Consider the following 26,123-nt stretch of genomic DNA (forward strand, 5'->3'; position numbering starts at 1 on the left):
GTGCACGTGGGGTGGTGGTGTCTGTGATTCCGTTGTCGGACGTACTGTTCCGTCGGCTGGAGTTCGACGCAGGGACAGTGGCTGGGGCTCGCGTGATGTTCCAAGCGCTCGTTACCGATCTGATCGCGCTCCGCTATCCGGCGGCGAACGAGGTGAGTGGACCGGGTGGTGGAGACTGGGGAATCGATACGTACGTCGGTCGCCTGGATCAGTCGGTCGTTGTATGGCAGTCCAAGTTCTTTCTTTCGTGGACCGGTGAGGATCAGCGCGGACAGATTCGAGACTCGTTCAAACAGGTGAACGAGAAGGCCAGATCCGAGGGGTTCGAGCTGGCCGCTTGGACCCTATGTGTCCCATGCCTGCTCGCGCCCACAGAGCAGAAGTGGTGGGACGGCTGGTCGGCCAAGCAACGTCGCATCACCGGAGTCAGGATAGCGCTGTGGAACGGCGTGGAACTGCGACGGCAGCTCATGCAACCTGACGCAGACGCCGTGTATCGAGGCTACTTCGGCGGAGGATCGGCATCGCTTGCTTCGCTCCAGGTCCACACCCTCGATGATGTCAGCGGATTCAGTGACGCACTCTTCGTTCGGCAGCTGGAAGAAGCTGGGATGGCAGAAACGGACGCAGCACGCGGTCTATTCTTTGCCGCAGAGGCATTGGCGCGAGATCTGGCATCGGGGGGCAACCGGGCGGGTATCGCGGCATTGAAAGAATTACACCTAGAGGTGCATGCGTTATGGGAGGGACATTTCAACGCTCGCGTTGGCGCCGCCGATCCGGGCGGAAGGATCAACAAGCTTGTCGAGGACGTGCTGGCCGCCGCAACGGTATGCGCCGATCCGGAAGAGCTTCGATTGAGACCGGCACATCGCAAGGGAATTGTGCATCGCCTTGTCGAAGACGCGCGAGCTGGTTGGGTACGCGATTGGCGAACTATCGCTGAATCTCACAAAGGGCGACCTGCGGGCGAGGTAGCCAAACTTCTTCTTGCTGACATGGTGGACGGAGGAGGGTCGTGACTGAGTCCGTTTGGGAAGAATTCCACGAAGACTCTTCGCGGCTGTCTGCGGCTGTGCCATGGGGTCCTGAAGATTCGCAGGTATTTCGACTTGCCCAACTAGCGCTGCTGCTCGAGACGGCCGATCTGGAGAGAGTCCCTGTCCGTTCGATCGACCGTCTCGGGTTCTACGACTTTTTCTCAGCGAATCCGTTCGTCGTCACTGCCGGTGCAGACGAACGCGATGCCGCTGATCGCCTGGTGCTGAGATTAGCGGGATTTAGCGACCACCAACTGTCGTACGCTTCGACAGGCCAGCGATTCGTCAGTCGGCGGCGCCGGCTCCAACACGACCTGGCGCGGTTGGTTGCGTACGGCCTGGTCCGCATTGACAACCAAGGCTACGGGCTTACTGCATCGGGTCGTGAGCTGGCTGCCGGATTGACCTCCATTTATGCGCAGGCGTACCGGGAGGCTGCTGCCGTGGTGCTGCGACGGTTGAAACGACTGTCAGACCGGCAGTTGACGCAGAACGCAGAGAATTGGTTGGGTCGGTCGTGGTTGTTGATCGACCTATTCGACGATGTCTCGGAAACAACGCCCCGCACCACACAGAACCGAGGGAGTCATCGTGGCCGCCAGTGATGTGATTCGGGGTATCCGTCTGGCCGAGTTGCGGCTTGGTGGCCTTGCAGCGACGCGTCGGTCCTACCGGGTGGATTTCCGAGACAGTGCCGACGTCTCGTGGCGCCCGTTGTCGGTTATCGCTGGCCCCAGTCAGACGGGTAAGACATCCGTCATAGATTTCGTTCGGTATTGCCTGGGGGATACTGAGCATCCACAACATCCCGAGGTGCTCGCAGCTGTGCGCGCGGCATTGTTGGAAACTAAACTCGCGGGTCGACCGGTAACCATCGAACGGGCTGCAACTGGTCCCGGATCGAAGTTTGCCTCGGTGTGGGATGCTGCGCTGGACGATCTGCCTGGTTCGACCGAACTACGCCTTTCGATCGAACCCACGTCGGAGCCGACTGGGTTATCCCAGTTTCTCTTGGCTGCGTGTGGTTTGGACAACGTGGAACTTCCGACGGCGCCTACGCAGCTAGAATCGGCCACTCAGATGCTGAGCATCCGCGATCTCTTTCGTATTATGTGGCTACCTAATGAGCGCCTTGACAACAAGAACCTACTTTTCGAACACTCGAACTACATTGTGCGCCAAAAGCTTCTGCAGACAATCGACGTGATGTTCGATGTGCACGACGCCGAAGGTAATGATCTTGCGGTGCGGCTGAAGACGGCAACTGATGCAGCACGTGAAGCCGACCGGGCCGCGAAAGCTCTTCGCGTCATTGTCAAAGGCGAGCATCCGGTAGGGCCACTTGTACTCGAAACCGATCATGAGCGCGCTAAACAGGAAGCACAAGCGATCAGTGCCCAACTCGCTCAGCTTGATCATGACCACACGGTGCGTGGGGCAGGCATCACTGAGCTTCGTCAGGCATTAGCGGCATCGCAGTCCGAGGCCCGCGATGCAGCAGTTCGCGTCCGGGGCCGAGAGAGCCTGCTGGAGCGGTTGGCCGCGCTTCGAGGCCAGTACGCAGACGACAAGAAGAAGCTGACCTTTCTCAAAGAGGCGGAGTTACTGTTCGACCCTTTGCAGGTCAGCGTATGTCCTGCATGTTTGTCGACCTTGGACGCAAGTCCAGTCATTGTCAATGAGGCATGCAGCCTCTGCGAGCACAACTTGCCGAGCGAAGAAAGGGCACAAGCAGTCCAGCAATCGGATCGTGGATCACTGGGGGACACGGAAACCGGCAACGGCATCAGTGGAGGGAACTCGGGTGCAACGGTGGTACTCGCCGCAGAGCTCAAGGCCACAACTCGTCGGCTGGCGGAACTGAACGACTACTGGAATCGATTGGACCAAGATTTGTCCGCGCTTCGAGCAGCGCGTGACGCAGCAAATCGAGCAGCAGAGGCGGCATCGGCCGCAGTCGACAGAATAGTGAGTACACCGGCCCCTTACCTGGCAGTTCGCGATGATCTTGCCCGCCGACATGCTCAAGCCCTTCTGCTAGAACAACAAACGGCGGCCGGGCTGCGCCTATGGGAGCGGGTTCGTCAAGCCGAAGAAGTAGCAGATCGGCTTGCGGGGCAAGCTGCGCGTCTGAGAGCGGAACGGTCCGCGACTGTCACGCGCCCGGACCGCGCTGCCGTCGTGCGCCAGCTCTCGGCTCGATTCGGTGAAGTGCTTTCGGCGATCGGCTACCCGAAACTCAGCGATCCTAGGCTCGATGATCGACTGACTCCCTCGGTTCGAGGTCTTCCGTACACGGCGGCTAGCAGTGGTGGCCTGGTTTTGATAAGCCTGGCCTGGTACTTGTCCCTGTGGGAAGTGGCGTACGAAACGGGCGCTCGGGCGCCTGGCCTGCTGATTATCGACAGTCCGCAAAAGAACCTCGGCCATGGTGCACATCCGGACGATCCCGATTTCGCTGACACACGTCTGGTGGAAAACTTCTACCGCCATGTCAAAGAGTGGCTCGCAGGGCCGGGCGCGGGTGCACAGTTGGTTGTGGTGGACAACAGCCCGCCGGACTTGGTTGCGGACGACGTCGTGGTCCGCTACTCCCGTAGCTACGCAGTACCGCCATACGGGCTGATTGAGGACGCCACGGACTGACGAACGTCCACGAGCGATTGGTCTGTGCGGCCGAGCCGGGTGGGTGCACGCAAGTGCACGGTTGCGGATGTCGAATCATGTTGTGCGGCAGAATGACATCGTCGATTGATAGAAGGTGCGTCGAATGTCGTGGACAGATTTATCTTTGAGCAAACCTGCGGTGTCTCGCTCGTCATTTGCCCACTGCATCACGGATCCGTGTGGCCTGTCATCTCCGCGAGTGTACGGACATCGGCATGAGCGCGCATCGCCAGCGAACGCGCGCTACGCGGCATGAGCGGATCTTCGCAGTCAGGCGTAATCAGGCGTTTCCGGTGCTGTCCAGCGCGGAACGCTCGGTCACGATTTGCCGGCTGCCGAAGGTCTGGAGACGTTCGGGATGCTGTCCGCGGTGACGGCGAGCAGGTCTGCCGCGCTTCTCGACAGCATCTGGGCGAAATCGGCCTGCTCGTCGGCCATGCACCGTTCGGCGGTCAGGCGGAACACGGCCATGCCGACATCGGTGGCCAGCCGCGCCGTTTGTCGGTCGCAGCCGCGCTGCACCAGGGCGGCTGTGAGCGCCTCGGATATCGACGCCAGCTTGATCAGCTCGCGCTCCCGTAACTGCGGATTGGCCGCGATGACCGCGGAGCGCTCCCGCAGGAACTCGCGTGGACGGAACACCTGGGGCGCGGTGGCGAACGCGGCCAGCAGCGTGGGCAGCGGGCCGGTGTCCGCAGGAGCGGCGTGGATCGCGGAGACGAGCTGCTGCTCGAGATCTTCGCCGCCGCCGAACAGCACTTCACGCTTGTCGGCGAACCATCGGTAGAACGACCGCTCGGTGAGGTTCGCGATCTGCGCGATCTGCGCGATCGTCGTGCGGTCGTAGCCCTGCTCGCTGAACAGCTCCAGCGCCGCTCGTTCGAGCCGACCGCGAGCGTTGCCTTCCCACCGTGCCATTCTGTCAGCATAGCGACAGCAGATGCTGTCGTCACTCTGCTAGAGTAAGTGACGACAGCATCTGCTGTCGCTATCTCACGAGGAGACCTCATGCGCACCCTTCGCTTCCACGAGTACGGCGCACCGCTCGACGTTCTGCGACTCGAAGACGCCGAACCTCCCACACCCGGACCGGGCCAGATCCGCGCCACGGTCCAGACGTGCGGGCTCAACCCGGCGGACTGGGCGCTGTGCGGCGGACTCTTCGCCGGTGACCTGCCACGCGGTATCGGGCTTGAGGTGTCCGGTACGGTCGACGCCGTCGGCGACGGGGTGACCGGCGTCGAGATCGGTGATCCGGTGTTCGGCCCGGTGTCCTTCGCAGGACCGACCGCCGGCGCCTCCGAGCAGGCTCTGCTAGACATCTGGTTTCCGCGCCCGCCGGGGCTCGACCCGGTCCACGCCGCCGCGCTGCCGATGGCGGTCGAGACGGCCTATCGAGGTCTGGACATGCTCGGCGTCCGCGACGGCACAACAGTGCTCGTGAACGGCGCCGGTACCACCGTCGGGTACGCGGCGGTGCAGATCGCGATCGAGCACGGTGCTCGGGTCATCGCCACCGCCGGCGAGACGTACGCAGCTGCCCTGCGCGCCGCCGGTGCCGAAGTCACCAGCTACGGCGACGGCATGACCGAGCGAGTGCGGGCACTGGCGGGCGGACCGGTCGACCTCGCTCTCGACACGGCACCGGTCAGCAATGCGCTGCCGGGCCTCGTGCGCACCGTCGAGGCACCGGAACATGTATTGACACTCAGCGACTTCGCCGCGGCCGCTGAACTGGGCGTGCGAACCGCCTTCGGCGACGCCGACACCGCTGCCGCCGCACTGCGCCACGACGTACTCGGCAAATACGCCCAACTGGCGTCCGAGGATCGCTTCTCGGTACCGGTGGCCCGCACCCTCCCATTGGAGGACTGGCTCACGGCTGCGGAGGTGAGCCAGTCCGGACAGGCACGCGGCAAACTCGTCCTACAGATCGGCTAGGTGTTGTTTCGAAGCTGTGAGGGCGGGCCCGTTGGCCCGCCCTCACTACTGTCCGCCTACCAGCAGTGGACGTTCCGCAACTGATGCACGGTAATCGGCAGAAGCGGATATTCGTGGGATCGGCTCTGATCAACGGTTGCGACGGTGCGAACGCCCGCACCGCGGCATGAGCGATTATTTGTCCGAGGTATAGCCAGGCGCGGGCTACCTACGAGTTCGGTAATAGGCCGGTGCTGGATGCGGACTGTATGGGGCGGCAAGGCGTTTCAGCTCTTCGGTAGGGCGAGAGCTGTTGCGGCGAGCGCTCAGGTCGGCTGGGGTGCGGTCTGTAGGCCCGAGAAAACGGCAGCGATAAGGCGTCTGCCCTGGGCCGCTCCGTCGTCGTTGTTCGCGACGCGCCACAAAAAGCTCATCAGCATGATGATGTCGGCGGGGTCGTGCCCGGCGGCGATGGTGCCCTCGGCCACGCAGGCATCGACCAGCTTCGCTACCGCGGCGGTGGTCGGCGCCCAGGACGCGCTGATCACGTCCTGGGCCGCAGCGCTGTGTAAAGCGTCACCGAGGCCGTGCTTGATGCGAATGTAGGCCGACAGGATTTCGAACCACTCGACGAACGCGGCCTTGGCCGATGAGTGACGCGCCAGTACCTCGTCGGCAGTGATGGTCAGGCGTTCGATGTCGTGCTGGTAGGCCGCGAGGATCAGGTCCTCACGGGTCGGGAAATGGCGGTAGAGCGTCCCTGCGCCGACGCCGGCGCGCTTGGCGATCTCGCTCAGTGGCACGAGCGGGTTGTCCGCGAACAGCGCATGGGCGGCCTCGATGATCGCGACCCGGTTGCGCGCGGCGGCCTTGCGCTGCGTGCCGTAGGTGCTCGGCGTCTCGTCGGTCATGCCTCGATGATGCCCTCCAATTGACTCGCGGACAATCCTCCGCTAGTTTGAACTTGCGGAGGATCGTCCGCGAGTTCCGACTTACAGGAGACACTCATGCGTTATGTGAAGCTTGGCACCACCGGACTGGACGTCTCGCCCATCGCGATCGGCGCGATGACCTACGGCGAACCGGACCGCGGCCACCCCGTCTGGTCCCTGGGCGAAGAAGACGCCCGTCCACTGATCAAGCACGCCCTGGACGCAGGCATCAACTTCTTCGACACCGCGAACATGTATTCGAACGGGTCCAGCGAGGAGATCCTCGGGCGTGCGCTGCGCGACTTCGCGAACCGCGACGACGTGGTGATCGCCACCAAGCTGCGCCACCCGATGCGCCCCGGGCCGAACGGCAGGGGACTGTCGCGCAAGGCGATCATGACCGAGGTCGACCACTCGCTGCAGCGGCTCGGCACCGACTACATCGACCTCTACCAGGTGCACCGCAACGACCACGCGACCCCGCTGGAGGAAACCCTCGAAGCGCTGCACGATCTGGTCAAGGCCGGCAAGGTCCGCTACCTCGGCGCGTCGTCGATGTTCGCCTGGGAGTTCGCCAAGGCCCTGCACCTGCAGAAGCAGAACGGCTGGGCCCGGTTCGTGTCCATGCAGGACCACTACAACCTGCTCGCCCGCGAAGAGGAACGCGAGATGATCCCGCTGTGCCTCGACGAGGGCGTCGGCACCATTATCTGGAGCCCGCTCGCTCGCGGCCGTCTGGCCCGCGGCTGGGATGACGCGAAATCCACCGCCCGCTCCGATACAGACGGCGCCTACGCCGACGTGCTCTACTCGCCCGAGCAAAAGACGTCCAACCGCGCCATCATCGATGCGGTCGGCCGAGTCGCGGCCATCCACGGCGTGAGCCGCGCGTCCATCGCCCTGGCCTGGCTTCATCGCCAGCCGGTCGTCACCGCCCCGCTGGTTGGCGCCGGTTCGATTAAGCAGATCGACGACGCGATCGCATCATTGGACGTCGAACTCACCGACGAGGACGTACGCGCCCTCACCGCCCCCTACACGCCACGGTATGACTGGCAGGGCGTCTCGGACGAGGCGACCATGGACGCGATCCGCGCCCGTGTCCCGGGAATGGCCCTGACGTGAGGCCGATTGTTCGCTCTGGCCCCGCTGCCCGCGTCGGAGCGATCCTGATCTTCATCGGCCCGCGGGGTGTCGTGGGTGGCGGAGCTCATCACGGCGGCGGCCTGGCAGCACCCGCACTACTCGCCGTTGTACAACTGGGTCAGCCATCTGGGTCTGACCGGCCCAAGCCAAGTCGCGTTCGGGCAGGTCGGGAACTCCCCGCTGGGGGCCGTCATGGACACCGGCTGGGTCCTCTACGGCATCCTGCTCATCGTCGGCGTGCTACTCACCTTCGATCTGCGCAAGGGCCCGCGGCCGATCGCGATCGTCGTAGTGGCGATCTTGTCCGGTGTCGGCGTGTCCCTCGTGGGGATCCCAGGGATCCAGCGCGAACGTCGCGAACGGCCTGATCGCATTCCACACCTCTGGTGCGCAAGGTGTCATGCTTGCCGGAAACCTCATGGCGATCATCGTCGGCGCCAATGGCGCCCGAATCGGTATAAGCCCTGGCCGCAGCATCGTCAGCATCGTGCTGGGCATCGTCGGCTTGGTCGCGTTCCCGGTCTTCATCGCCGACGTGTTCACCGGCTGGGCGTGGAACATCGGCATGTTCGAACGCGCCGTGATCTACCCGATTTTGACCGGCCACGTTCTCCTCGGCAGCGGGCTCATCGGCGTCCGACAGGCGGTCCACCGCCAGCCGGTCGCCGTCGGCCGGTAGATCCCGGGTGGGTCGGCGCGGGCCAGCTCATCCAACACACCCGTCCAACATAGAGAAGAGAGCGGGAAACGATATGGCGCAGGTTCTGGTCACCGGGGGCACCGGTTATGTCGGCGGGTGGGCGATCGTCGCCCTTCTCCAGCGCGGCTACGACGTGCGCACGACCGTTCGCTCCCCGTCCCGGGAGCAGGCGGTGATCGATGCGGTATCCACCGAGGTCGATCCGGGTGAGCGGTTGAGCTTCGCCTACGCCGACCTGACGAAAGACGACGGGTGGGATGCGGCGATGGCCGGTATCGACTTCGTCCTGCACGTCGCGTCACCGCTGGGCGATGGAGGCGACAAGGACGCCGACGCGCTGATCGTTCCCGCTCGCGACGGTGCGCTCCGCGTGCTGCGCGCGGCGACCCTACACGGCTGAGGGTGTCACAGACGAGACACTATGGACCGTCGACGACCCGTCCCTGCCGGCTTACCGACGCTCCAAGACGATCGCGGAGAAGGCAGCATGGGACTTCATGGCCGATTACGACGGCCTGACCGAACTTTCCTCGGTGCTGCCCGGTGCAGTGCTCGGCCCCATTCTCACACCGGAGAACGTCGGCACGGCGTCGATCATCCAGCGGATGCTCCGTGGACAGATGCGCGGCGCCCCCAAGATCGGTCTGGAGGTCGTCGACGTCCGCGACCTCGTCGACCTCCACATCCGCGCCATGACCTCACCCGACGCGGCAGGCCAACGGTTCCTCGGCACCGGGCCGTTCATCTGGATGGCCGACATCGCCCACGCCCTCGAGGCCGCCCTCCGGCGACAAGGCAGCGAAGGTCTCCGCGCGGGAACTGCCGAATGTCCTCGTCCGACTGACGTCGCTGTTCGCCCCGTCGCTGAAGGCGATCACCATCTCACTCGGCCGCCGCAACAGGCACACGACACAGAAAGCACAACAGATCCTCGGCTGGGCCCCGCGCCCCGCCGAGCAGGCCGCCGTCGAATGCGCCGAAAGCCTCATCGGCCACGGCCTCGCGTGAGCGCTCGACCGGAAATCAGGAAGCGTGCTGAGGAGACACCCATGACAACCGTTCTGGTCACCGGCGGATCCGGATTCATCGGGAGCTGGTGCGTGCTCGCGCTGCTGCAAGCCGGTCACGACGTGCGCACCACGGTCCGCGACCTGGGACGTGAACCCACGCTGCGGGCACAGTTGCACGCCGCGACCGAATTCGATGACGCGCTTCTGACCGTCGTCCGTGCCGACCTGCACAGCGACGACGGGTGGGCGGACGCGGTCGCTGACTGCGACTACGTTCTCCACGTCGCGTGTGTTGAGCTGTTATGTGCCCGACGCCATGTAGGCGGCGAGGATGTAGTTGGGGTGTCGGTCGAGGTTGGTGCGGGCGCGGTCGTAGCGCATGGTGGTGCGGGGGTCAGCGTGGCGTGCTGCGAACTGGACGTCTCGTAGGTCGACTCCGGCGTCGAGCATGGTGGTGACGAAGGTGTGGCGCAGCATGTGCGGGTGCATGCGGGGTAGCCGCATCGCCGAATCCTGGGCCAGGCGGCGCAGTCGTCTTGTGGCGCAATGCCGATCCATGCGCCATCCTCGACGGTTGAGCAGGATCGGTCCGTGGTCGCGGTCGCCGGTGGCGCGGTCGATTGCTCGCCCGACCGCTGGCGGCAAAGGAATCAGGGCAAGCTTTGAGCCCTTGCCGACTACGCGTAGGACGCGGTGGCCGTGTTCCTCGCCGATGTCCTCGGCGTCGGACTTGCAGGTCTCGAAGATCCGCAACCCGAGCAGTCCGAGCATTGCTACGAGCGCGAAGTCGAACCGGTTGGCGGAATCTCGCGCCGCGGTGAGCAGTGCTTCGAACTGTAGGTGCGAAAGTCCGAGTGTTGGTGACTCGTTCGGCACTCGGGGTCGGCGGACGTACTCGGCCGGCGAGTGGTCCATGACGCCGTCGATGACGCAGGTGCGATAGAACCCGGTCACTACTGCGGTACGGCGGGCAACGGTAGAAGGCTTGAATCGGCGGGTCTCCTGCATCCACCGCACGTACCGTTCGATCTCGGCGCGCACCGCTAACAGCGGTAGGAGATGACGTTCGGTGCACCAGGTGAAGTACAGGCGCAGATCAGATCCGCAGTGGATACGGGAGCTGCCGGTAAACCGGGCAAGGTAGGCCGCGGAGGCCAGCCGCAGTACGAGATCGTCACCGGCGAAGGTGACGTCGATATCCGATGAAGTACCCATGCTCCACGATGCCCAGAACACCAGCCGAATTCGCTCGGGTCGCGGCAGATGAGTGGGCTTGGACGACAGACCCGGGACGTCGTGCTGCGCGAGCCAAATCGTCACCTGCCGTGATCAGGTGACTACGGGATCAGCACGATCCTCCCGAAGACCTCGCCAGCGTCCATCTTCTGGTGCGCCAGCACGGCGTGCTCGAGCGGCAGCACCTCGTGCACCACCGTCTGGAGCTCGCCACGACCCGCGGCAGCGAACTGCTCCATCCTCACGGCACGTCGAGCGGGCTCCGCTACCGTCGCGGCGCTGAAGGTGGCGAAGGACATGGACTTCTGGAATGCGGCCATCAACCTCGTGCCGAAGTCGGCCGGCGGCTGGCCCCCGACTGCGCCGACAACCACGAGTCGACCGTTAGCGTTGAGCCTGTCGAAGAACGAAGGCATGTCTTCACCGCTTACGACGTCGATGATTACGTCGTAGCCCGGGGGATCGTCCGGCCCTCCTTCTCCGGAGCGGTCCAGCACGTGGGTCGCACCGAGGTCGCGCAGTTGACGGCCACGCTCAGGGGAGGAGGTGGTGACTGCCACGGCGCTGGCACCACCGCGAGCCGCGAGCTGGACGGTCATGATCCCGATGCTGCCAGCCGCGCCGCGCACCAGCACGGCCTCGCCCGAAGAGAAGTGAGCGTGGGAGAGACCGAAGTGGGCCACGACCCCGGAGCTCCCGAGCGTCACGGCGTCGACAGCCGAAAGGCTCGCCGGGAGGGACAAGACCTCTCCGATCGGCGCAATCGCCTGCTCGACGTAGCCGCCGCCCGTACCGGTGAACGCCCACACGCGCTGCCCGACCCATGCGGGGTCGACGCCATCGCCCACCGCGGTCACCGTCCCCGCCACTTCGCCGCCGGGGACATGACCCTCCCGGAAGCCGTAGGCAGCGAGAGCACCGCTTCGGATCATGACGTCGACGCCTGCGACGCCGATCGCCTCACTGGCGATCAACACCTGTCCCTGAGCGGGAACCGGGCCAGGGATGTCGATGACTGCCAGCCCCTCGGGACCCCCGAACTCCTTGATCGCGACTGCCTTCACTGTTGTCCCTCTTCGTGAGCTAAATCAAAACCGCCGCTAAGCGACTCCTGGTTGCTTGGGACGCTAGCGGACGTCGGCGTCCGTTTAGCTAAAGTGGGAGAGTGGTCGACCGTTTGCATCAGACGCTACGTACGGACGCGCTGGACAACCGCGAGCGCATCCTCGACGCGGCACGAGCAGTGTTCGCCGCCGAAGGCCTGGACGTGCCGATGCGCGAGATAGCCCGGCGCGCCGGGGTCGGCCCCGCCACCCTGTACCGCCGCTTCCCCACCAAACAGGCGCTGGCCACTGAGGCCTTCACAGAGCAGATGTACGCGTGCCACGCCATTGTCGAGGAGGGGCTCGCCGACCCGGATCCATGGCACGGCTTGTGCCTCGTGATCGAGAAGCTCTGTGAGCTGCACGCACGAAACCGGGGCTTCACTACGGCGTTCACCTCGACCTTCCCTCACGCCATGGATCTCGCCGCGGGGCGCGAACACGCGCTCACCTCGCTCGCTCGCCGTGCCAAGGACACCGGCCACCTGCGGCCCGACTTCGTCCTGGACGACCTCATCCTCATGCTGATGGCCAACGGCGGCCTGCACGCCACATCGACAAACGCCCGGGTTGCTGCCTCCCGCCGCTTCGCTGCGCTCGCGATTCGGGCGTTTCGACTTGATCGGCACTCACCGCGATGCCCCGTGGTCCGGTCGAGTTCTGCCCCACGCTCACGAAAGCCGAATCGAAGGGCGGTGTGGTTCCCGCGTCGTGTTCGTACGCGCTGTCATCGGCAGATGCGGACGAACGCGCGGAACGCGGCATTACAGGGCCTGGCACCACAGTCCGGCGGGTAGTGGGTCCCACCACCGTGTAGCAGGGACTCTCATGCCTGGACGGTGACTAAAGCAGACCGACGACCTGGAGAACGTCGCTGAGCGTTGGATCTACCGTCGTATGACCATGCTCGAGGCTCTTGAGGACCACCGCACCCTGCGGCGCCCTGTCGACATGGAACGTCGACCAGTTCCGGCACTCCGGACAATCCCTGCCGATCAGGTATGGCCGGAGAAGATGCAGCCGCTGTTCGGGACCGCGCAGGTAGAGACTGTCGACTTCCAACTCGTTGTCCGTATGTTCGGACGAGCTGACCGGTACCACTGGGTGGTCACCCATCAGCTCGCGGTACTCGATGTAGGAACGCCGAGTCAGCGAATCGCGCCGCACCGCTGCTACCTGCACAAGTGGCCAGTCGGTCAGGAATCGGGCGGCGTCGAGGAGGACTCTCAAGTCATTGGCGGCATCTCGCACCGCGTCGGGCAAATCGGTTGCGTCGGGGTGACGCATGTGTGCTTGATCGTTGCGTCGGTCGGAGAGCCGTTGCCGTGCACCATTGACTGCGGCGTTGGCGAGCAAGCCACGCAGATCACCGAGCGGATGTGACGGCGTCATGGATCGGAGCCGCTTACTGGTGGCGGCCTCGGTCAGGACTGCGGTCCATTCACCCAGACCTGGCCCCGTGCGGCCGGTGCGAAGTTTCGCCCGGAGCTCGCCGGCGGAGCCGAGTTCGATACCCTCCTGGCGGGTCAACGCCAACGTCACCAGCGCGCTGTAGCACAGCAGGATTTCGGTCGCGTCCAGAATTGCTGCGTAGGCTTCCCTGGTTGGTGCCGTGCTCTGCAGTACCTCGGCGGTGCGCCAGCGTGCGGCGACCGGGTACGGGAAACGCGTCCGCACCGTGTGGCCGAGGTCGTCCAACAACGAGGCAGCCTCGACACGTAACCGCAGGGTACGGCCGGACTCTATGACGCGTCGCCGAGCTTCCGACGGCGTGTCGCTGCGGAACACCGAGGTGAGGATCTCATCGGCCTGCGCCTGCCATCGTTGAAGGCGCTCCTTCGCTGCGTCCAGACCATCCAACGCGTCGGCCAAATCCTGATCCGGCCGCGGTACAACCATCTCCGCCAACGGCGCCGCCCGAATATGCACCATGTCGTGGGCACTGCTCAGCGCGGCGTTGAGCAGCGTCAGAGCAACAGGAGTTCGGAGGAACCGCAGGGCGAAATCTCTGTCTCGCGTCGCCTGCTGGTCACGCGGTCTCATCACCAGCAGGGGGTACGTAACCACGGCGGGAAGGTCCTCCGGGCGAACGGTGGCTAGCACCAGACCGCCGGAATCGTTGCGACGGTAGGTGCGTTGCACCAGTACGTCATCTACCGCAAGGTGGAACTGTTCGGGTATGCAGGCCCACTGCGTGTGCTTGCTCGGTGCTGCCAGGGTCCCATCGCGGCGGACGTCCCGGCCCCGCAGAACCCGCGCCGCACCCGCGGCATCGGGTGCACATTTCATTTCTGTTTTCAGCTGCGACGAACGGATCGTGGGCGGGAATTCGTACAGGTCGCCCAGGCGAACCACACCGCCGAACCCTGACAGGCTTGCGCGCTGCTGCTCGATAGCGGGGTCGTGAGCGTCGAAGTTGAGCCCGATGTCCGCGTCTGGTCTCTCGCGCAAAACGTATCCGAACTTGCTGCGGCCTCCGCCTTGCTTGACCAGATGCGCGAAGTCGGATCTGACAGCGTCGGCGTCGGCGTCTGTCGGAACGCGGAACATCCTGACAGGGGGCGCAGGATCAGCCTTGGCCCGGAGCACGATAGCTGCGACTCGCATGCGGGGATGCTCAAGGGGGTGACCACCTGTGGCCTCGATTACCGCAGCCACGTCCCAGTGTGCATACATGTTCTGCCGCATCGTCACCGCCGACCGGGAGCTGAGTTCCTCCGCAGGCAAGAGGACTGCTAGGCCCGAATCACGCGAATATGGCCGGAGCTCCTGCAGGTGCTGGTCGTAGTGTGGCCGGCGCCACTCGGCGTCGTCGCGCTCCCACAGAGGAATCCATACGACGCCGGGATGTGTTTCCAGCAGTGCCGACAGCATCGCTGAGAGATTCTCACCAGCGGTGTAGATCGTGCCAGGTCCCCAGTCTGGCGAGCGGCTGTCTGCGTCTGGACTCTCCTCAACGAGCACAGCTGGCCTATCACCAGCCGAGCGTTGCAGAGCCAGTGCCAGCAGCTGCAGAAGTGCTCCGAACGGAGTATCGGTAAATACGAGTTGCTCGTCCATGGAGAATCCTCCTGCCTCCCTGTCGATCTCGAATCCTGCACCACAGCCGACGCGCGAACAACCGCTTATGAACCCCCGGCAGCGCGGACCTGACCCGCATCGGCTTGGGCGATGCAACCATGTCCCCTCGAGGTAGCCTCCGGCCGCCCGCTGCATTTCCGGATCGAAGCACGGATTTTCGGCGGTTTGGCGCGAAAAGTGCAGCTGTAGACCGGTTTGGACGTGTGTCCGGTCGACCACGCCGGTAGCAGCAGGGTTCCCGAATGCCCGGAAATCGGCATTACCGGTCGTTCTGCTGCCGTCGCCATGATCGGTCCGCATAGCGGATCTGGAACATGTTCTCTCAGCGGATCACCTGCTGTCGGTGGTCCTACGACTGGCAACGTGCGGGTCCGGCTGGCGCCGAGGCCGCTTGGTGAAGTCCGGCCCGCGAAGGCTGAGGCTACGCGAGCCGCCACTCACGCACTTGCCGCTGCCTATGGCACACAGATTCGACGTTCCCCAGGGTTTCCCCCACGGTTCGTATGAAAGACGCTGGGATTCTTTGGGTTACTGTGGGCCGTTTATGATTGCCATCATTGCAGGTGACAGGCTGTTTTGGGAACTGCTGAGATGTCTCGCGCGTCCTTGAATCCCCGTGTGGGGGTCAGGGGTTCGAGTCCCCTTAGCTCCACAGTATTTATGCAGGTCAGGGCCGGTTATAGACATCGGTCCTGGCTTTTGTGTTTCAACCATCTTGCCAAGTTCTTTGCCAACGGTAGGGGGAACCCCCTTAACGGCCCGTCTTAGACGGTCTTTTCGGTGCCGCCGAACATGGCCGAGGCGGCTGCGGTCAGACCTTCGTCATAGACCCGGTTGTAGACGGCCGTGGTCATGCGAACATCGTGCCCGTGCCACGCGGCGACGGTGGAGGCTGGGATTCCCGCGTGAAGCATGACGGACACCGAGGTGTGCCGCAGGTTCCGCAAGGTGATCCGGGGGAGCTCGGCTGCGATCCGAATGCGGTGGAACCATCCGGTGTAGGTCCGGGGCAGGACGGCCTTGCCGGTCTCGTCCGAGCACACATGCGTGGTTTCGTCCCAGGACCGGCCGAGCGCGAGCCGTTCCAGCTTCTGGCGAGTCTTCAACTCCCGCAACGTCGTTGCCACGTCATCGAGCATCGGCAGAGTCCGGCGTGAGCGCTCGGTCTTGGGTTCGTCCACCGCGTGGTCCTTGCCTTCCACCTCTACATGGCTTTGCTCGACGCTGAGCGTGCCGCGTGTCAGGTCGATGTCGGTCCAGCGCAGCCCGCATACCTCCGAGCGGCGCAGCCCGTAGCAGGACATGAGGTAGACGGCGTGCAAGCGGTGTGCGCTGGCCTTGGCGGCGAAGGTCTGCACCTGTTCCTTGGTCCACACGTCTGAGGCGGCGACCTTGGTGGGCCGCTGCCGGGGTGCCTGGACGTATTCGGCCGGATCGCGGGCGATCAGACCTTGCCGGGTGGCGTACTCGGTGACCTGTTGGAGCATCACCAGAGCCAGGCGCACCGTGGCCGGTGCCAGAGGCTTGCCGTTCATCGGCCCGGCTTCCAGCATCGTGGACACCCACTCGTCCACATGCGCCTGCCGCAGCGCCTGAACCTTCATCGCGCCGAGGTCGCGGGTGACGTACTTCAGCGAATCGCGGTAGTTCCGCTGCGTGTTCGCTCGGATGTCCGGGCGGGACTTCAACCACTTGGCACACACTTGTTTTACGGTGAGGTCGATCCGGCCGACGAAGGTTCCGGCGGCCACGGCGGCGCTGATCCGGCGGTATTCGCTGCGGGCCATCTTCAAGGTGTCGTAGGTGAACTGCTGCCGGATGCGCGTCCCGTCCGGCCGCACGCCGACATCGACCTGAAACGAATAGGACTTTTTGCCGTTCTTGGCGACGTAGGTATTGATCGGTTCGGCGCGGCTAGAATCTTGCTTGCGACCTCCGGCGACTGCTGCTGCTCGATCATGAATCGAGCAGAGTTGCACAGTGTTTCCGCCGTGAGCGACCAGGTCGCCGAGCCCGTCCGAATCGAACGGCCAGCATTGAGACTCGTGCAGAACCGCTGAGCCGTGCCGATCCCTCAATCGACATGGCGTGGAACAAGTTCACAGTTGCTCCGCGCCGCCTCAATGGCGATGCGCCGCGACGCCTCGACTGGTCGTGGTCGCATCGCGTTGACGCCGGGCGATCGAATTCGTCACCGCTCCCGAGGCGATCGGCGGCAGCAGCTGCCACGCCAAATGCGCTGCGGCGTCCAGTGCGCACGACCAGGTCGAGCCCCGGCTCCCACATCGTGCACTGTGGTGCGCAGGTCCCGCAGCGTCGGGTGCGGGCCTGAACCAGGCCCGCCCTTGGTGACGGTGTGGGCGATCGGCTCAGTGCGCAGCGCTTTCGATCGGCGCGAGCGCGTGTCCGTGGCCATGAGAAACTTGGCCATTGACAGTGCAGGGCTTTGATATACGGGCACAACGCATCCGAACTGGTCGCGCCCTCGGCGCGCAGCGCGACTCATGCGTGTTTGATCAGCATGCTGGCCCTGTCCCCGCTGTAGTTGGCGTAGAACACGATGCGATTCGCGCCGACCCCATGCGCGCGCAGGCACGCTTCCCATGACTACGCCTCCGACGGCATACGGGGCGGGGCGCGAACGGGTCTAGCAGAACCGGCCGGTGTCGTCGAGGTCGCCCGCGACGATGCCAGCGGGGTTGCGGGCGCCGCCCGACGGGGCGACGCCGACACGACACGCAGCGCGGGATCTGGTGTGCCGGTGCGGGATCGGATGATCTCATCGGTCAGCAGCGCACCCTCGGCGTCGAACGGGTAGCCATAATACAGCGCACCCCAGTCCCGGTGAGCTTGCTCAGTTTCCCGGACAGTCGCTATTCGAGGCCCAGCCTCGCGAGAAGCTCGGTTTCACGGTCAACGGCCATGTTCGATACCTGCCTTGTTGTTTACGGTCTACCCTCGTCCGCATAATCGGTCAGCTGTGCCTCTGTCGGCTGGTCGGCCGAGCCGAGCGGGCCCGCCTCCCACCAGACGACCAGATCGACGCGCCCCTGCACGACCAGTGACGCCACCGCCCGCCGACCGGACCGGCTGATGCCCTCCGGAATCCGCTTACCGGACAGGCTCGGTGTCGCCCCGACGGCGGCCACCACCGTCGGGCCGGTGGGCTGCCAGCTGACCACGCTGGCACCCGCAGCGCCAGTCAGTTGACTGGCAGCCTTCGTCAATTCGGCGAACGCCCGGTCCGTCCCCTCGGCTCCGACCCGTAGGACGCGCTGGCAACATTCGGCGAGACTGATGGACTCTGGCGGCACGATGTCATCTTCGTGCACGGGGCGTGGTGGGGAACAGTCCCCGCCGCGCTCCGACGAACCGTTCCGGGCGCGGGCCGGAGGCGGATCCTCACTCAGAGGTGAACCAGCTTGGACTTGCCTGCGCGCAGCCGGGACAGTTGCACGAAGTGCTCCGGGTTGAGGAACAGCTCATTCATCCAGCCCAATTCGTCGATCGTGAGCCCCTCCGCCCGGTGGATGAGGTAGTCCAGATACTGGAATGCGTCCTTGGCGCCGTATCCCACGTGGTGCGCGCCCAGCACTTTGCGGGTGGTGCCGTCCACGACGAGCTTTTGGAAGCCGGATAGCTCAGGGTTGGTGAATGCGTAGAGCATGGTTCCCTCGGCGCAGGGCAGTGGGAGGTGGTTGGTGTCGAGTCCTTCCACATACGGCGGCATCTGGATGATGATCACATCGTCGTGGGTGGCGCGTGCCTCGGCTTCGGTCTGCCCGACCCAGCTCACCTCGTAGGTGGTATGCAGGAAGTCGGGGTATTCGGCGAAATCGAATTCCACCTCTTCACCCATAATGTTGCGCGCCGCGGTGACCCCGGACTTGCGGGCTTTGAACATTTCCATCGGACCGTCGATCATGTCGCCGACCGCGTACACACCGGGAACGGTGGTTTGCATCCGCTTGTCCACCGCCACCCGGCCGGTCGAGCCCACCTGGATGCCCAGTGCCTGTTGTGCCTGCGCGACGTTCGGCCGCTCACCGGTGCCCAAGAAGACGAAGTCGGTTTCCAGTTCGACCTGCTCTCCCGAGGACAACCGCACTGTCACACTGCGCACGACGCCGTCCGTGCCGTTGATGGAGACCGGCGTCGCCTCCTCGAGGATGGTCATGCCCCGCTTGCGCATACCGTCGACCACGTAGGTGCGCAGATCCTCGTCCACATGGTGAAGCGCATTCGTGCGCATCAACGGTGAACGCGACACGAGTGTCGTCTCGCAGCCGGTCGCCTGGAAGAACGAGCCGTACTCCATCGCCACTTTGCTGCCGCCGATGATTACGCACCGGGTCGGCTCGTAGTCCAATTCCTCGATCAGACTGACGAAATCGTAGACGCCGTGCAGGTCCACACCGGGAATATCGGGCAGCGCCGGGCGGGCACCCATACCGAGGACCAGGTTGCGCCCGACAAATGTGCGGCCGGCCGCGGTGACGGTGTTGGCGTCGACGATCGTAGCCGGTGCGTTGAGCACATATTCGACTTCGAGCTGTTCTTTCGTCTGCCAATTCATGAATGCGTGCGCGCTGTTGCGGCCGGTAAGGAACAGCTTCACCAGATCGAGAATTCCGGCTCGCGTTGGGTCGAATTTTGGGTAGAACAGTTTGCCGGACAGCCATCGCATTCGATCGAGTTCCTCGGCCGCCTCGGAGAACAGGTGGTGCGGTACGCAGGCCTGGTGTGGGCACGAGCCGCCGAGGAAGGGCCACGCGTCGATGATCAGCGGCCGCCCGCCCATCGCCCGCATATAAGCGGCACCGAACCGGCCACCGCCCCCGCCTCCTACGAAGATCGCGTCATAGACCGGGTTATCGTCGCCTTCGAGGTTGAGTAGCGGCTCGGAGCCGGGATCGGTTAAACACTGCTCGATCAAATCGTCCCACTCGGCAAGATTCGGATGCTGATCTCGGATATCCATGTGTTGCACCGTTCTCTATTGGTTGTGTAGTTCCGATGGCTTTCGACGGCAGGTCTCCAGACCCCGGATGGGTACCCATATCCGGATACATCCGGACCGCATGACTACCCCGCCGGATAAAGAACCTCACCGCGGCTTACTCCTGGCGCCGTGGCAACGCCCTTGTCGTAAGAGACTTGGTCAGACGCCGCGGCAGACACCAGTCCAGCTGCCACAGCCTCACCCGCGATATGTCTCTGGCGGACCATATTTAGCGGAGATGCTGGCTCATCGAGACATATCGCTGCGCGGCGTTTCGACCATAGATTTCGTCTCATGATCGAGCGCTTGGTAGTAATCGGTGGCGGGGCCGCCGGATTGTCAGCCGCGTCCTCGGCCAGGCGCGTGGCGCCTGATCTGGAGATCGTCGTGCTGGAGGCGACCGGGTACGCCGGCTACGGGATGTGCGGTCTGCCGTACTTCATTTCGGGGCTGATCGCGCAACCAGAGGACCTGATTTCCTATCCGCCGGATTTCTTCCGGCAGCGGCGCCGACTGGACCTGCGCCTGCATGCCAGAGCGCTGGACCTCGATCCGGATCAACGCACGCTGGGCGTCCGTCAGGCCGGCCGGACAGAGCGGCTGGAGTACTCCGCGCTGGTGATCGCGGCAGGCGGCACACCGAATGTGCCCGCGCTACCGACCAGGCCGAACCGGCCGGTCTACACGGTGCGAACACTGGAGGACGCTATCGGGTTGCGCGCCCTGCTGGACGTGGGCAGCGTGGGCCGCGCGCTGGTGGTGGGTGCCGGCTACATCGGGTTGGAGATGGCGGAGGCGCTGCAGGTCAGGGGCTGCCAGGTGACGGTGGCCGATCGGCTGGACCGGGTGCTGCCGACGGTGGATCCGCCGATCGCGGCGATGGTCGAGGAACATGTGCGTGAACGGGTGGAGCTACTGCTCGATACCGATGTCGCCGAGCTGCTTGCCGGGCCCGCGGGCGACGTGGACGTGGTGGTCGTGTGTGCAGGCGTGCGCCCGGCCGGATCCCTCGCGGCCGCCGCCGGTGCAGCGGTTGGCCCGGGTGGCGCGCTGCAGGTGGACGAACAGATGCGCACCAGCCTGCCGTCGGTGTGGGCGGCAGGCGACTGCGCTGCCGTGCACCACCGGGTGCTGGGCGCTGCGGCGTCCGTGCCGCTGGGCCCAGCGGCCAACAAGACCGGGCGCGTGGCAGGCGCGGTCGCGGCGGGCGGCGACGCACGGTTTCCCGGTGTCGTGGGTACGGCCGTGGTCAAGGTCTTCGATCTCGAGGTGGCTCGCACCGGGCTGACCCTCACCGAAGCCGAGGCCGCCGGGTTTGCTGCCACGGCAACCGACGTGATCAGCCGCAGCAGGGCCAAGTACTACCCCGGCTCGGCACCGCTGCATGTGCGGCTCGTGCACGAGCCGGGCGGTCGGCTGCTCGGCGCGCAGCTGTTGGGGCAGGAGGGCGCGGCGAAACGCATCGATGTGGTTGCCGCGGCGCTGCAGGCCCAGATGACGGTGTCCGAGCTCGCCGAACTGGACCTGTCCTACGCGCCGCCCTACGCGCCGGTCTACGACCCGTTGTTGCTGGCCGCGCAGTCGGTTCGATGGCGCGGAGCGGCGGCGACGTGAGCCGAACTTCTGGAGTCGCGCCCGAATGGACGCAGAGCACAACCATACGACCGGTAACAGGCCGGTTTTTCGAGGGAAGGTCGAGGACATCATGAATGGCAGACTGGCGGGTAAGACTGCGCTGATCACCGGCGCAGGCTCGGGTATCGGCCGGGCGGCCGCACTGCGGTTCGCCGAGGAAGGCGCAGCGGTCGGGGTGCTCGACCTGCGCGCGGAAGCGGCCACCGAAACTGCGGAGCTGATTGCCGAGCAGGGTGGCCGCGCACTGGCGCTGACCGTGAACGTCTCCGATGCCGCGCAGGTGGAGGACGCGGTAGATCGAGCCGCGGCCGAGTTCGGTGCGCTGCACGTGCTGTACAACAACGCTGGCGTGGACAGTCGGGGCTCGGTCGCGGTCGCCGAGGAGAGCGATTGGGACCGGGCTTTCGATGTCAACGTCAAGGGCACATTTCTGTGCTCGCGGGCGGTACTGCGGCATATGGAGGGCGGTTCGATCGTCAACCAGGGCTCGGTGGCCGCCCTGGTCGGCGTGCCGAACTTCGCCGCGTACTGTTCGGCCAAGGGTGCGGTGGTCGCGCTGACGCGCTCGATGGCGGTGGACCTGGCGGCGACCGGCGTGCGGGTGAACGTCATTTGTCCCGGCACGGTGTACACCCCGCTGATGGAGCCGATGCTGCGGGCGCGCGGCGACGGGGACCTCGAGGTCGGGCTGGCCAAAACGGTGGCGAAGTACCCGATCGGCAGGCTCGGCACACCGGCGGAGATCGCCAACGTCGCGTTGTTCCTGGCGAGCGACGAGTCCTCCTTTATGACGGGCTCGGCCGTCGGCGCCGACGGCGGGATGACGGCGCAGTGAGCGGCTTCCACCTCGCGGCAGACAAGCGCGCATCGCTGGCCGAGGCCGTCGCCTCCGTCACCGACGGCGCACAGATTGCGCTCGGCGGCGGGCTGTGCGCGAGGTTACCGATGGCATTGGTCCGCGAACTGATCAGGCAGAACCGCCGGGATCTGCACCTCGTCGGTTCGGCGCACAGCATCGACGTGGATCTGCTGATAGCTGCTGGCGCGGTGAAAATCTGCGAGGAAAGCTACGTCGGTTTCGAGCAGGATCTCGGGTTGGCGCCAGCGTTTCGCAGGGCGGCGCGCGACGGCCTCATCGAGGCGCGGGAGAGCTGTTGCGCAACCGTGCTGACTCAGCTGCGCGCGGCCGCGATGGGGTTGCCGTTTCTGCCCGTGCGCGGCGTGAAGGGCACCGGTATGACGCGATTGCACCCCGAGTACAGCCGGGTCACGTGCCCGTTCACCGGGGAGGAATTGGTGGCGGTTCCTCCGTTGCGGCCGGATGTCGCGTTGATCCACGCGTCACTCGGCGACCGGCACGGAAATCTACACTTCGACCAGCCGTACGTGCTGGACGAGCATTTTGCGACCGCCAGCACCACGGTGGTGGCTACGGTAGATCGGCTGGCCGGCCCGGACGAGGTGGCCGCAGCGGGCATCGTTATCCCTGGTCACCTGGTTGCGGCAGTCGTCGAGGTGCCTTTCGGCGCGCACCCCTCCTCGTGTTATCCCGGCTATGCCTACGATCGGCCGCATCTGGCCGCATACCTCGAGGCGGCCAGCGCCGGAGAGGCCGAGATCGCCGCCTACCTGGAGCGATATGTGCATGTCCCGGAGTCCGCATATCGCGATGCGGTGCAACCGGAGCGGTTGAGCACCTGGTCGAATTCGGTATCCGAGTGGCAGGAGTTGTTCCGATGAACGAGAACTCCGGATGGAGTATCGACGAGTGGTTCGTCGTCGCATTGGCCCGTACCATCCGCGATGGCGAAGTCGTCTTTCATGGGTTCGCCAGCCCATGCGCGCAGGTGGCGATGCATGTGGCGCGCCGGACGCACGCCAGGGGAATGCTCCTGGTAGAGGGCGCGACGTATGCTCTCAATCCCGACCCGGTGTTCATCCCGCCCACCGGCAACGATTTGGCATTGCATCGTGATGCCGACTACCGGATGCGTTTCGAGGAATTCTTCGATGCCGCGTCCCGCGGCGCGATCGATCGCATGTTCGTGTCCGGTGGACAGATCGACGGCTATGGCAATACCAATGTGACGGGCATCGGCCACGATCCCACCCGGCCGAAGGTCAAGCTCGGTGGTGGTGGCGGCGGCTGCAACATGTCGGCCACCGTCGGTGAGCTGACGTTGTGGAGCACCCGGCACCGTGCGGGCCGAACGCTGGTGCCGCGGGTGGACTTCCTGACCGATATCGGGCACCGAACCCCGGAGGGCACACGGGTGGAGCTGGGCTACACCGGTCGGGGGCCGCGGTGGTTGATCACCGAGCTGGGCGTGTTCGATTTCGCCACCGACGGTCACGCCCGGCTGCGCGCGCTGTGGCCGGACGTCACCGTCGAACAAGTGCGCGCGGCGACCGGCTTCGATCTGCGGGTCGAGCTGACCCACGGGCTGCTGCACCCGCCGAGTTCGGCGGAACTGGCTGCGGTTCGTGCGGTCGACCCGATGGGTGTGCGGCGTTCCGAGTTCACCGCGGACGAGTTACAGCGGCGCTTTCGCGACGGGGATTTCTCCCCATGCGCCTGCTGACCGCATTATGCTCGCCGCGGCGGGTGGCACTGGTGGGCGCGTCGGATCGGGCGGGCACGCTCGGCGAAACGCTGGCACGCAATATGGCGTCGTTTCCCGGCGAGGTGGTAGCCGTGCGCGCAGGCGCTTCGTTGCGTGATGTACCCGGTGAGGTCGACCTGGCCGTGGTTGCGGTGCCCGCCTCGGCGGTTCCGGGGGTCGCCGCCGACGCCGCGGCCAAGGGCGTGCGGGCGATGGTGGTGCTTTCCGGCGGCTTCGCCGAATCCGGCGCGACCGGCGCCCGCCTGCAACAGGAACTCGTGCGGGCGGCGGGCGCGGTGCGGGTGATCGGCCCGAACTGTTTCGGTGTCCAGAATTGCGACCTGCCGCTCAACGCCTCGATGGCGGCGGGCACGCCCCAGGGCGGCGGGGGGATTTCGCTGGTGAGCCAGTCCGGCGCGTACGGGATGGCGATTTACACCATGGCGATCGACGAGTTCTCGAAGTTCGCCAAGATCCTGGCCACCGGCAACACGTGTGATGTGTCGATTGCCGAACTCTTGGCCGAGTTGCGGTTCGACGACGCTTCCGCAACGCTGTGCTTTTTGCTGGAGGAACTCGGGGACGGTCGCGCCTTCGTGGAGCAGGCCCGGCTGGCCACACCGGACAAGCCGGTGATCGTGTCGAAGACCGGACGTTCCGCCGCTGGCGCGCGGGCAGCCGTGTCGCACACCGCGGCGCTGGCCGGTAGGGAAGCGATCTGGCGTGGCGCGTTCCGCCAAGCTGGCGTGGTGGAGGTACGGTCCGGTCAGGAACTGCTGGATGTGGCGCAGGCGTTGGATACGCAACCGTTGCCAGCGGGATCCCGAGTGGCGATCGTGACCAACTCCGGTGGTATCGGCGTCGAACTGGCCGACATGCTCGCCGACGAGGCGCTGACGGTTCCCGAGCTGTCCCGGGCACTGCAGGAGCGTATTGCCGCGCTCCTGCCAGCATTCGCCAGCTCGGTCAATCCGGTGGATATCACACCCGTCTGGTCACGCTATGCCGAGCTGTATCCGGCGCTGGTGGATCTGCTGGCACGGTCTGGCGAAGTCGACATCATTATCCCGGTGCTGCTGCAACGCGCCGCCCTGGACACACCCACGAGCCGGGCGCTGAGCGAGCTGTTGGGCGAGCATGGGCAACCGGCGGTGCGCGCGGTGCCGGTGTACGTCTGCTGGGTCGCGCCGCGCACCGCGCAGCCCAACGCGGACCTGCTGCGGCAGGCGGGAATTCCGTGCTTCGAGTGGCCTGCCAGAGTCGCCCGGGTTGCCGGGCACGCTCGCCGTTACGCGGAGGCCAGACACCGGGTGTTGCCCGCACCGCCGGTACCGGACAAGCGAGCTGGCCCGGTGCACACCGACGCGCTGGGGGTGGCGGCGCTGCTCGCCGAGTTCGGTGTTCGCACCGCAACTTCGACGCAGTGCGACACCCCGGATCAGGCACTTGCCGCGGCGGCGGCGTGGCCAGCCGTGGTGAAGCTGGCCGCCGCCGAGCATCGCACTGAGCTGGGCGGCGTCCGTCTCGGACTGAGCGAGCCGCGACAGGTGCGGGCGGCGGCTGAAGAGCTGCTGGCCGTCGCGAGGACGAACGGCATCGCGGGTGGCTTGCTGGTGCAGCCTCAGCTGAGCGGGGTGGAGGTTGTGGTGGGTGCGCTGCGGGATCCGTCCTTCGGTGTGGTGGTCATGGCAGGGCTGGGCGGCATCTGGGTGGAGGTGCTCGACGACGTGGCTTTCGCGCTCGCGCCGATACACCACACCGAAGCGAGGGCCCTGCTGAAGCAGCTGCGTGGCTACCCGTTGCTGACCGGGGCCAGGGGCGGACCGCGGGTCGATCTGGACGCGTTGGCCGAGGTCGTGGTCGGTGTCGGCAACCTGCTGGTCGCCACCGACGGAGTCCGTGAGCTCACGCTGAATCCGGTGTTGGCGTCGCGGGACGATGCGATCGCGGTCGATTGGAAGATTTCGTCCTGACAGGTCCATCGGGCGGCGCGTTCTTCGGCTCCCAGGGGCCAGGAAATGAGATCTACAACACACTAACCTGTTAAC

Annotated in this window: 21 protein-coding genes and 1 pseudogene; 14 read left to right on the plus strand and 8 right to left on the minus strand. The window is 65.3% G+C overall.

Annotation, left to right across the window (positions count from 1 at the left end; genetic code table 11):
- Positions 1-23 precede the first annotated feature (23 nt).
- Genes ACV7NQ_RS25765 through ACV7NQ_RS25775 form a run of 3 tightly spaced genes read left to right on the plus strand, consistent with a single transcriptional unit; the run spans position 24 to position 3,686 of the window.
- Complete coding sequence (locus ACV7NQ_RS25765) at positions 24-1,022, plus strand: hypothetical protein (RefSeq protein WP_463361990.1); 999 nt, start codon at positions 24-26, stop codon at positions 1,020-1,022.
- Positions 1,019-1,645, plus strand: a complete 627-nt coding sequence (locus tag ACV7NQ_RS25770; protein ID WP_463361991.1) for a hypothetical protein — start codon at positions 1,019-1,021, stop codon at positions 1,643-1,645. The genes ACV7NQ_RS25765 and ACV7NQ_RS25770 overlap by 4 nt, the downstream gene beginning before the upstream one ends.
- Positions 1,632-3,686 (plus strand): ATP-binding protein, encoded by a 2,055-nt coding sequence (locus ACV7NQ_RS25775; RefSeq protein WP_463361992.1) that lies wholly within the window; start codon positions 1,632-1,634, stop codon positions 3,684-3,686. Before ACV7NQ_RS25770 ends, ACV7NQ_RS25775 begins: the two co-directional genes overlap by 14 nt.
- A 339-nt stretch (positions 3,687-4,025) precedes the next feature.
- On the opposite strand, the gene ACV7NQ_RS25780 is transcribed toward ACV7NQ_RS25775, so the two are convergent.
- A complete protein-coding gene (locus ACV7NQ_RS25780) occupies positions 4,026-4,625 on the minus strand; it encodes a TetR/AcrR family transcriptional regulator (RefSeq protein WP_463361993.1) in 600 nt (199 codons plus the stop codon).
- Between the two features lie 90 nt (positions 4,626-4,715).
- Between ACV7NQ_RS25780 and ACV7NQ_RS25785 the strand changes: the two genes are divergently transcribed.
- Positions 4,716-5,648 carry an NADP-dependent oxidoreductase gene (locus ACV7NQ_RS25785; RefSeq protein ID WP_463361994.1) on the plus strand — a complete coding sequence of 311 codons (933 nt, stop codon included), beginning with the start codon at positions 4,716-4,718 and terminating at the stop codon, positions 5,646-5,648.
- Positions 5,649-5,953: 305 nt separating this feature from the next.
- Here the strand turns inward: ACV7NQ_RS25785 and ACV7NQ_RS25790 are convergent, their stop codons facing one another.
- Positions 5,954-6,538 (minus strand): TetR/AcrR family transcriptional regulator, encoded by a 585-nt coding sequence (locus ACV7NQ_RS25790; protein ID WP_463361995.1) that lies wholly within the window; start codon positions 6,536-6,538, stop codon positions 5,954-5,956.
- Between the two features lie 96 nt (positions 6,539-6,634).
- On the opposite strand from ACV7NQ_RS25790, the gene ACV7NQ_RS25795 reads away from it, so the two are divergent.
- From ACV7NQ_RS25795 to ACV7NQ_RS25810, 4 genes and pseudogenes are all read left to right on the plus strand, one after another.
- Positions 6,635-7,684 (plus strand): aldo/keto reductase, encoded by a 1,050-nt coding sequence (locus ACV7NQ_RS25795; RefSeq protein ID WP_463361996.1) that lies wholly within the window; start codon positions 6,635-6,637, stop codon positions 7,682-7,684.
- A 421-nt stretch (positions 7,685-8,105) separates the two neighbouring features.
- Entirely contained in the window at positions 8,106-8,384 is a 279-nt protein-coding gene (locus tag ACV7NQ_RS25800; RefSeq protein ID WP_463361997.1) for a hypothetical protein, read from the plus strand.
- A 73-nt stretch (positions 8,385-8,457) separates the two neighbouring features.
- Positions 8,458-8,805: an NAD-dependent epimerase/dehydratase family protein gene (locus tag ACV7NQ_RS25805; protein ID WP_463361998.1), complete on the plus strand. Its 348-nt coding sequence runs from the start codon at positions 8,458-8,460 to the stop codon at positions 8,803-8,805.
- Between the two features lie 649 nt (positions 8,806-9,454).
- A pseudogene (locus ACV7NQ_RS25810) lies at positions 9,455-9,700 on the plus strand (NAD-dependent epimerase/dehydratase family protein); the annotation flags it as partial.
- A 15-nt stretch (positions 9,701-9,715) separates the two neighbouring features.
- Here ACV7NQ_RS25810 and ACV7NQ_RS25815 read toward each other — a convergent pair.
- Both ACV7NQ_RS25815 and ACV7NQ_RS25820 read right to left on the minus strand, forming a co-directional pair.
- Positions 9,716-10,735 (minus strand): tyrosine-type recombinase/integrase, encoded by a 1,020-nt coding sequence (locus ACV7NQ_RS25815; RefSeq protein WP_463361999.1) that lies wholly within the window; start codon positions 10,733-10,735, stop codon positions 9,716-9,718.
- A gap of 17 nt (positions 10,736-10,752) precedes the next feature.
- Positions 10,753-11,715 (minus strand): zinc-dependent alcohol dehydrogenase family protein, encoded by a 963-nt coding sequence (locus tag ACV7NQ_RS25820; RefSeq protein WP_463362000.1) that lies wholly within the window; start codon positions 11,713-11,715, stop codon positions 10,753-10,755.
- A 101-nt stretch (positions 11,716-11,816) separates the two neighbouring features.
- Between ACV7NQ_RS25820 and ACV7NQ_RS25825 the strand changes: the two genes are divergently transcribed.
- Entirely contained in the window at positions 11,817-12,551 is a 735-nt protein-coding gene (locus tag ACV7NQ_RS25825; RefSeq protein ID WP_463362001.1) for a TetR/AcrR family transcriptional regulator, read from the plus strand.
- Positions 12,552-12,597: 46 nt separating this feature from the next.
- On the opposite strand, the gene ACV7NQ_RS25830 is transcribed toward ACV7NQ_RS25825, so the two are convergent.
- The 4 genes from ACV7NQ_RS25830 to ACV7NQ_RS25845 form a co-directional block, all read right to left on the minus strand.
- On the minus strand, positions 12,598-14,814 hold the full coding sequence (locus tag ACV7NQ_RS25830; protein WP_463362002.1) for a hypothetical protein: 2,217 nt from the start codon (positions 14,812-14,814) through the stop codon (positions 12,598-12,600).
- A gap of 785 nt (positions 14,815-15,599) precedes the next feature.
- The gene (locus ACV7NQ_RS25835) at positions 15,600-16,814 is read right to left on the minus strand and encodes a tyrosine-type recombinase/integrase (protein WP_463362003.1); all 1,215 of its coding nucleotides are present in this window, start codon (positions 16,812-16,814) and stop codon (positions 15,600-15,602) included.
- A 966-nt stretch (positions 16,815-17,780) separates the two neighbouring features.
- Positions 17,781-18,149 carry a hypothetical protein gene (locus tag ACV7NQ_RS25840; protein ID WP_463362004.1) on the minus strand — a complete coding sequence of 123 codons (369 nt, stop codon included), beginning with the start codon at positions 18,147-18,149 and terminating at the stop codon, positions 17,781-17,783.
- 92 nt (positions 18,150-18,241) lie between these two features.
- Positions 18,242-19,816, minus strand: a complete 1,575-nt coding sequence (locus ACV7NQ_RS25845) for an FAD-dependent oxidoreductase (protein WP_463362005.1) — start codon at positions 19,814-19,816, stop codon at positions 18,242-18,244.
- 315 nt (positions 19,817-20,131) lie between these two features.
- Here ACV7NQ_RS25845 and ACV7NQ_RS25850 point away from each other — a divergent pair, with 315 nt between their 5' ends.
- The 5 genes from ACV7NQ_RS25850 (at position 20,132) to ACV7NQ_RS25870 (ending at position 26,048) form a co-directional block, all read left to right on the plus strand.
- A complete protein-coding gene (locus tag ACV7NQ_RS25850; protein ID WP_463362006.1) occupies positions 20,132-21,451 on the plus strand; it encodes an FAD-dependent oxidoreductase in 1,320 nt (439 codons plus the stop codon).
- Positions 21,452-21,542: 91 nt separating this feature from the next.
- On the plus strand, positions 21,543-22,307 hold the full coding sequence (locus tag ACV7NQ_RS25855; protein WP_463362007.1) for an SDR family NAD(P)-dependent oxidoreductase: 765 nt from the start codon (positions 21,543-21,545) through the stop codon (positions 22,305-22,307).
- A complete protein-coding gene (locus ACV7NQ_RS25860) occupies positions 22,304-23,212 on the plus strand; it encodes a CoA transferase subunit A (RefSeq protein ID WP_463362008.1) in 909 nt (302 codons plus the stop codon). The genes ACV7NQ_RS25855 and ACV7NQ_RS25860 overlap by 4 nt, the downstream gene beginning before the upstream one ends.
- A complete protein-coding gene (locus ACV7NQ_RS25865; protein WP_463362009.1) occupies positions 23,209-24,054 on the plus strand; it encodes a CoA-transferase in 846 nt (281 codons plus the stop codon). Before ACV7NQ_RS25860 ends, ACV7NQ_RS25865 begins: the two co-directional genes overlap by 4 nt.
- Entirely contained in the window at positions 24,042-26,048 is a 2,007-nt protein-coding gene (locus ACV7NQ_RS25870) for an acetate--CoA ligase family protein (protein ID WP_463362010.1), read from the plus strand. The genes ACV7NQ_RS25865 and ACV7NQ_RS25870 overlap by 13 nt, the downstream gene beginning before the upstream one ends.
- Positions 26,049-26,123: the final 75 nt, after the last annotated feature.

It is taken from the genome of Nocardia sp. Tas62D01 (assembly GCF_055232035.1).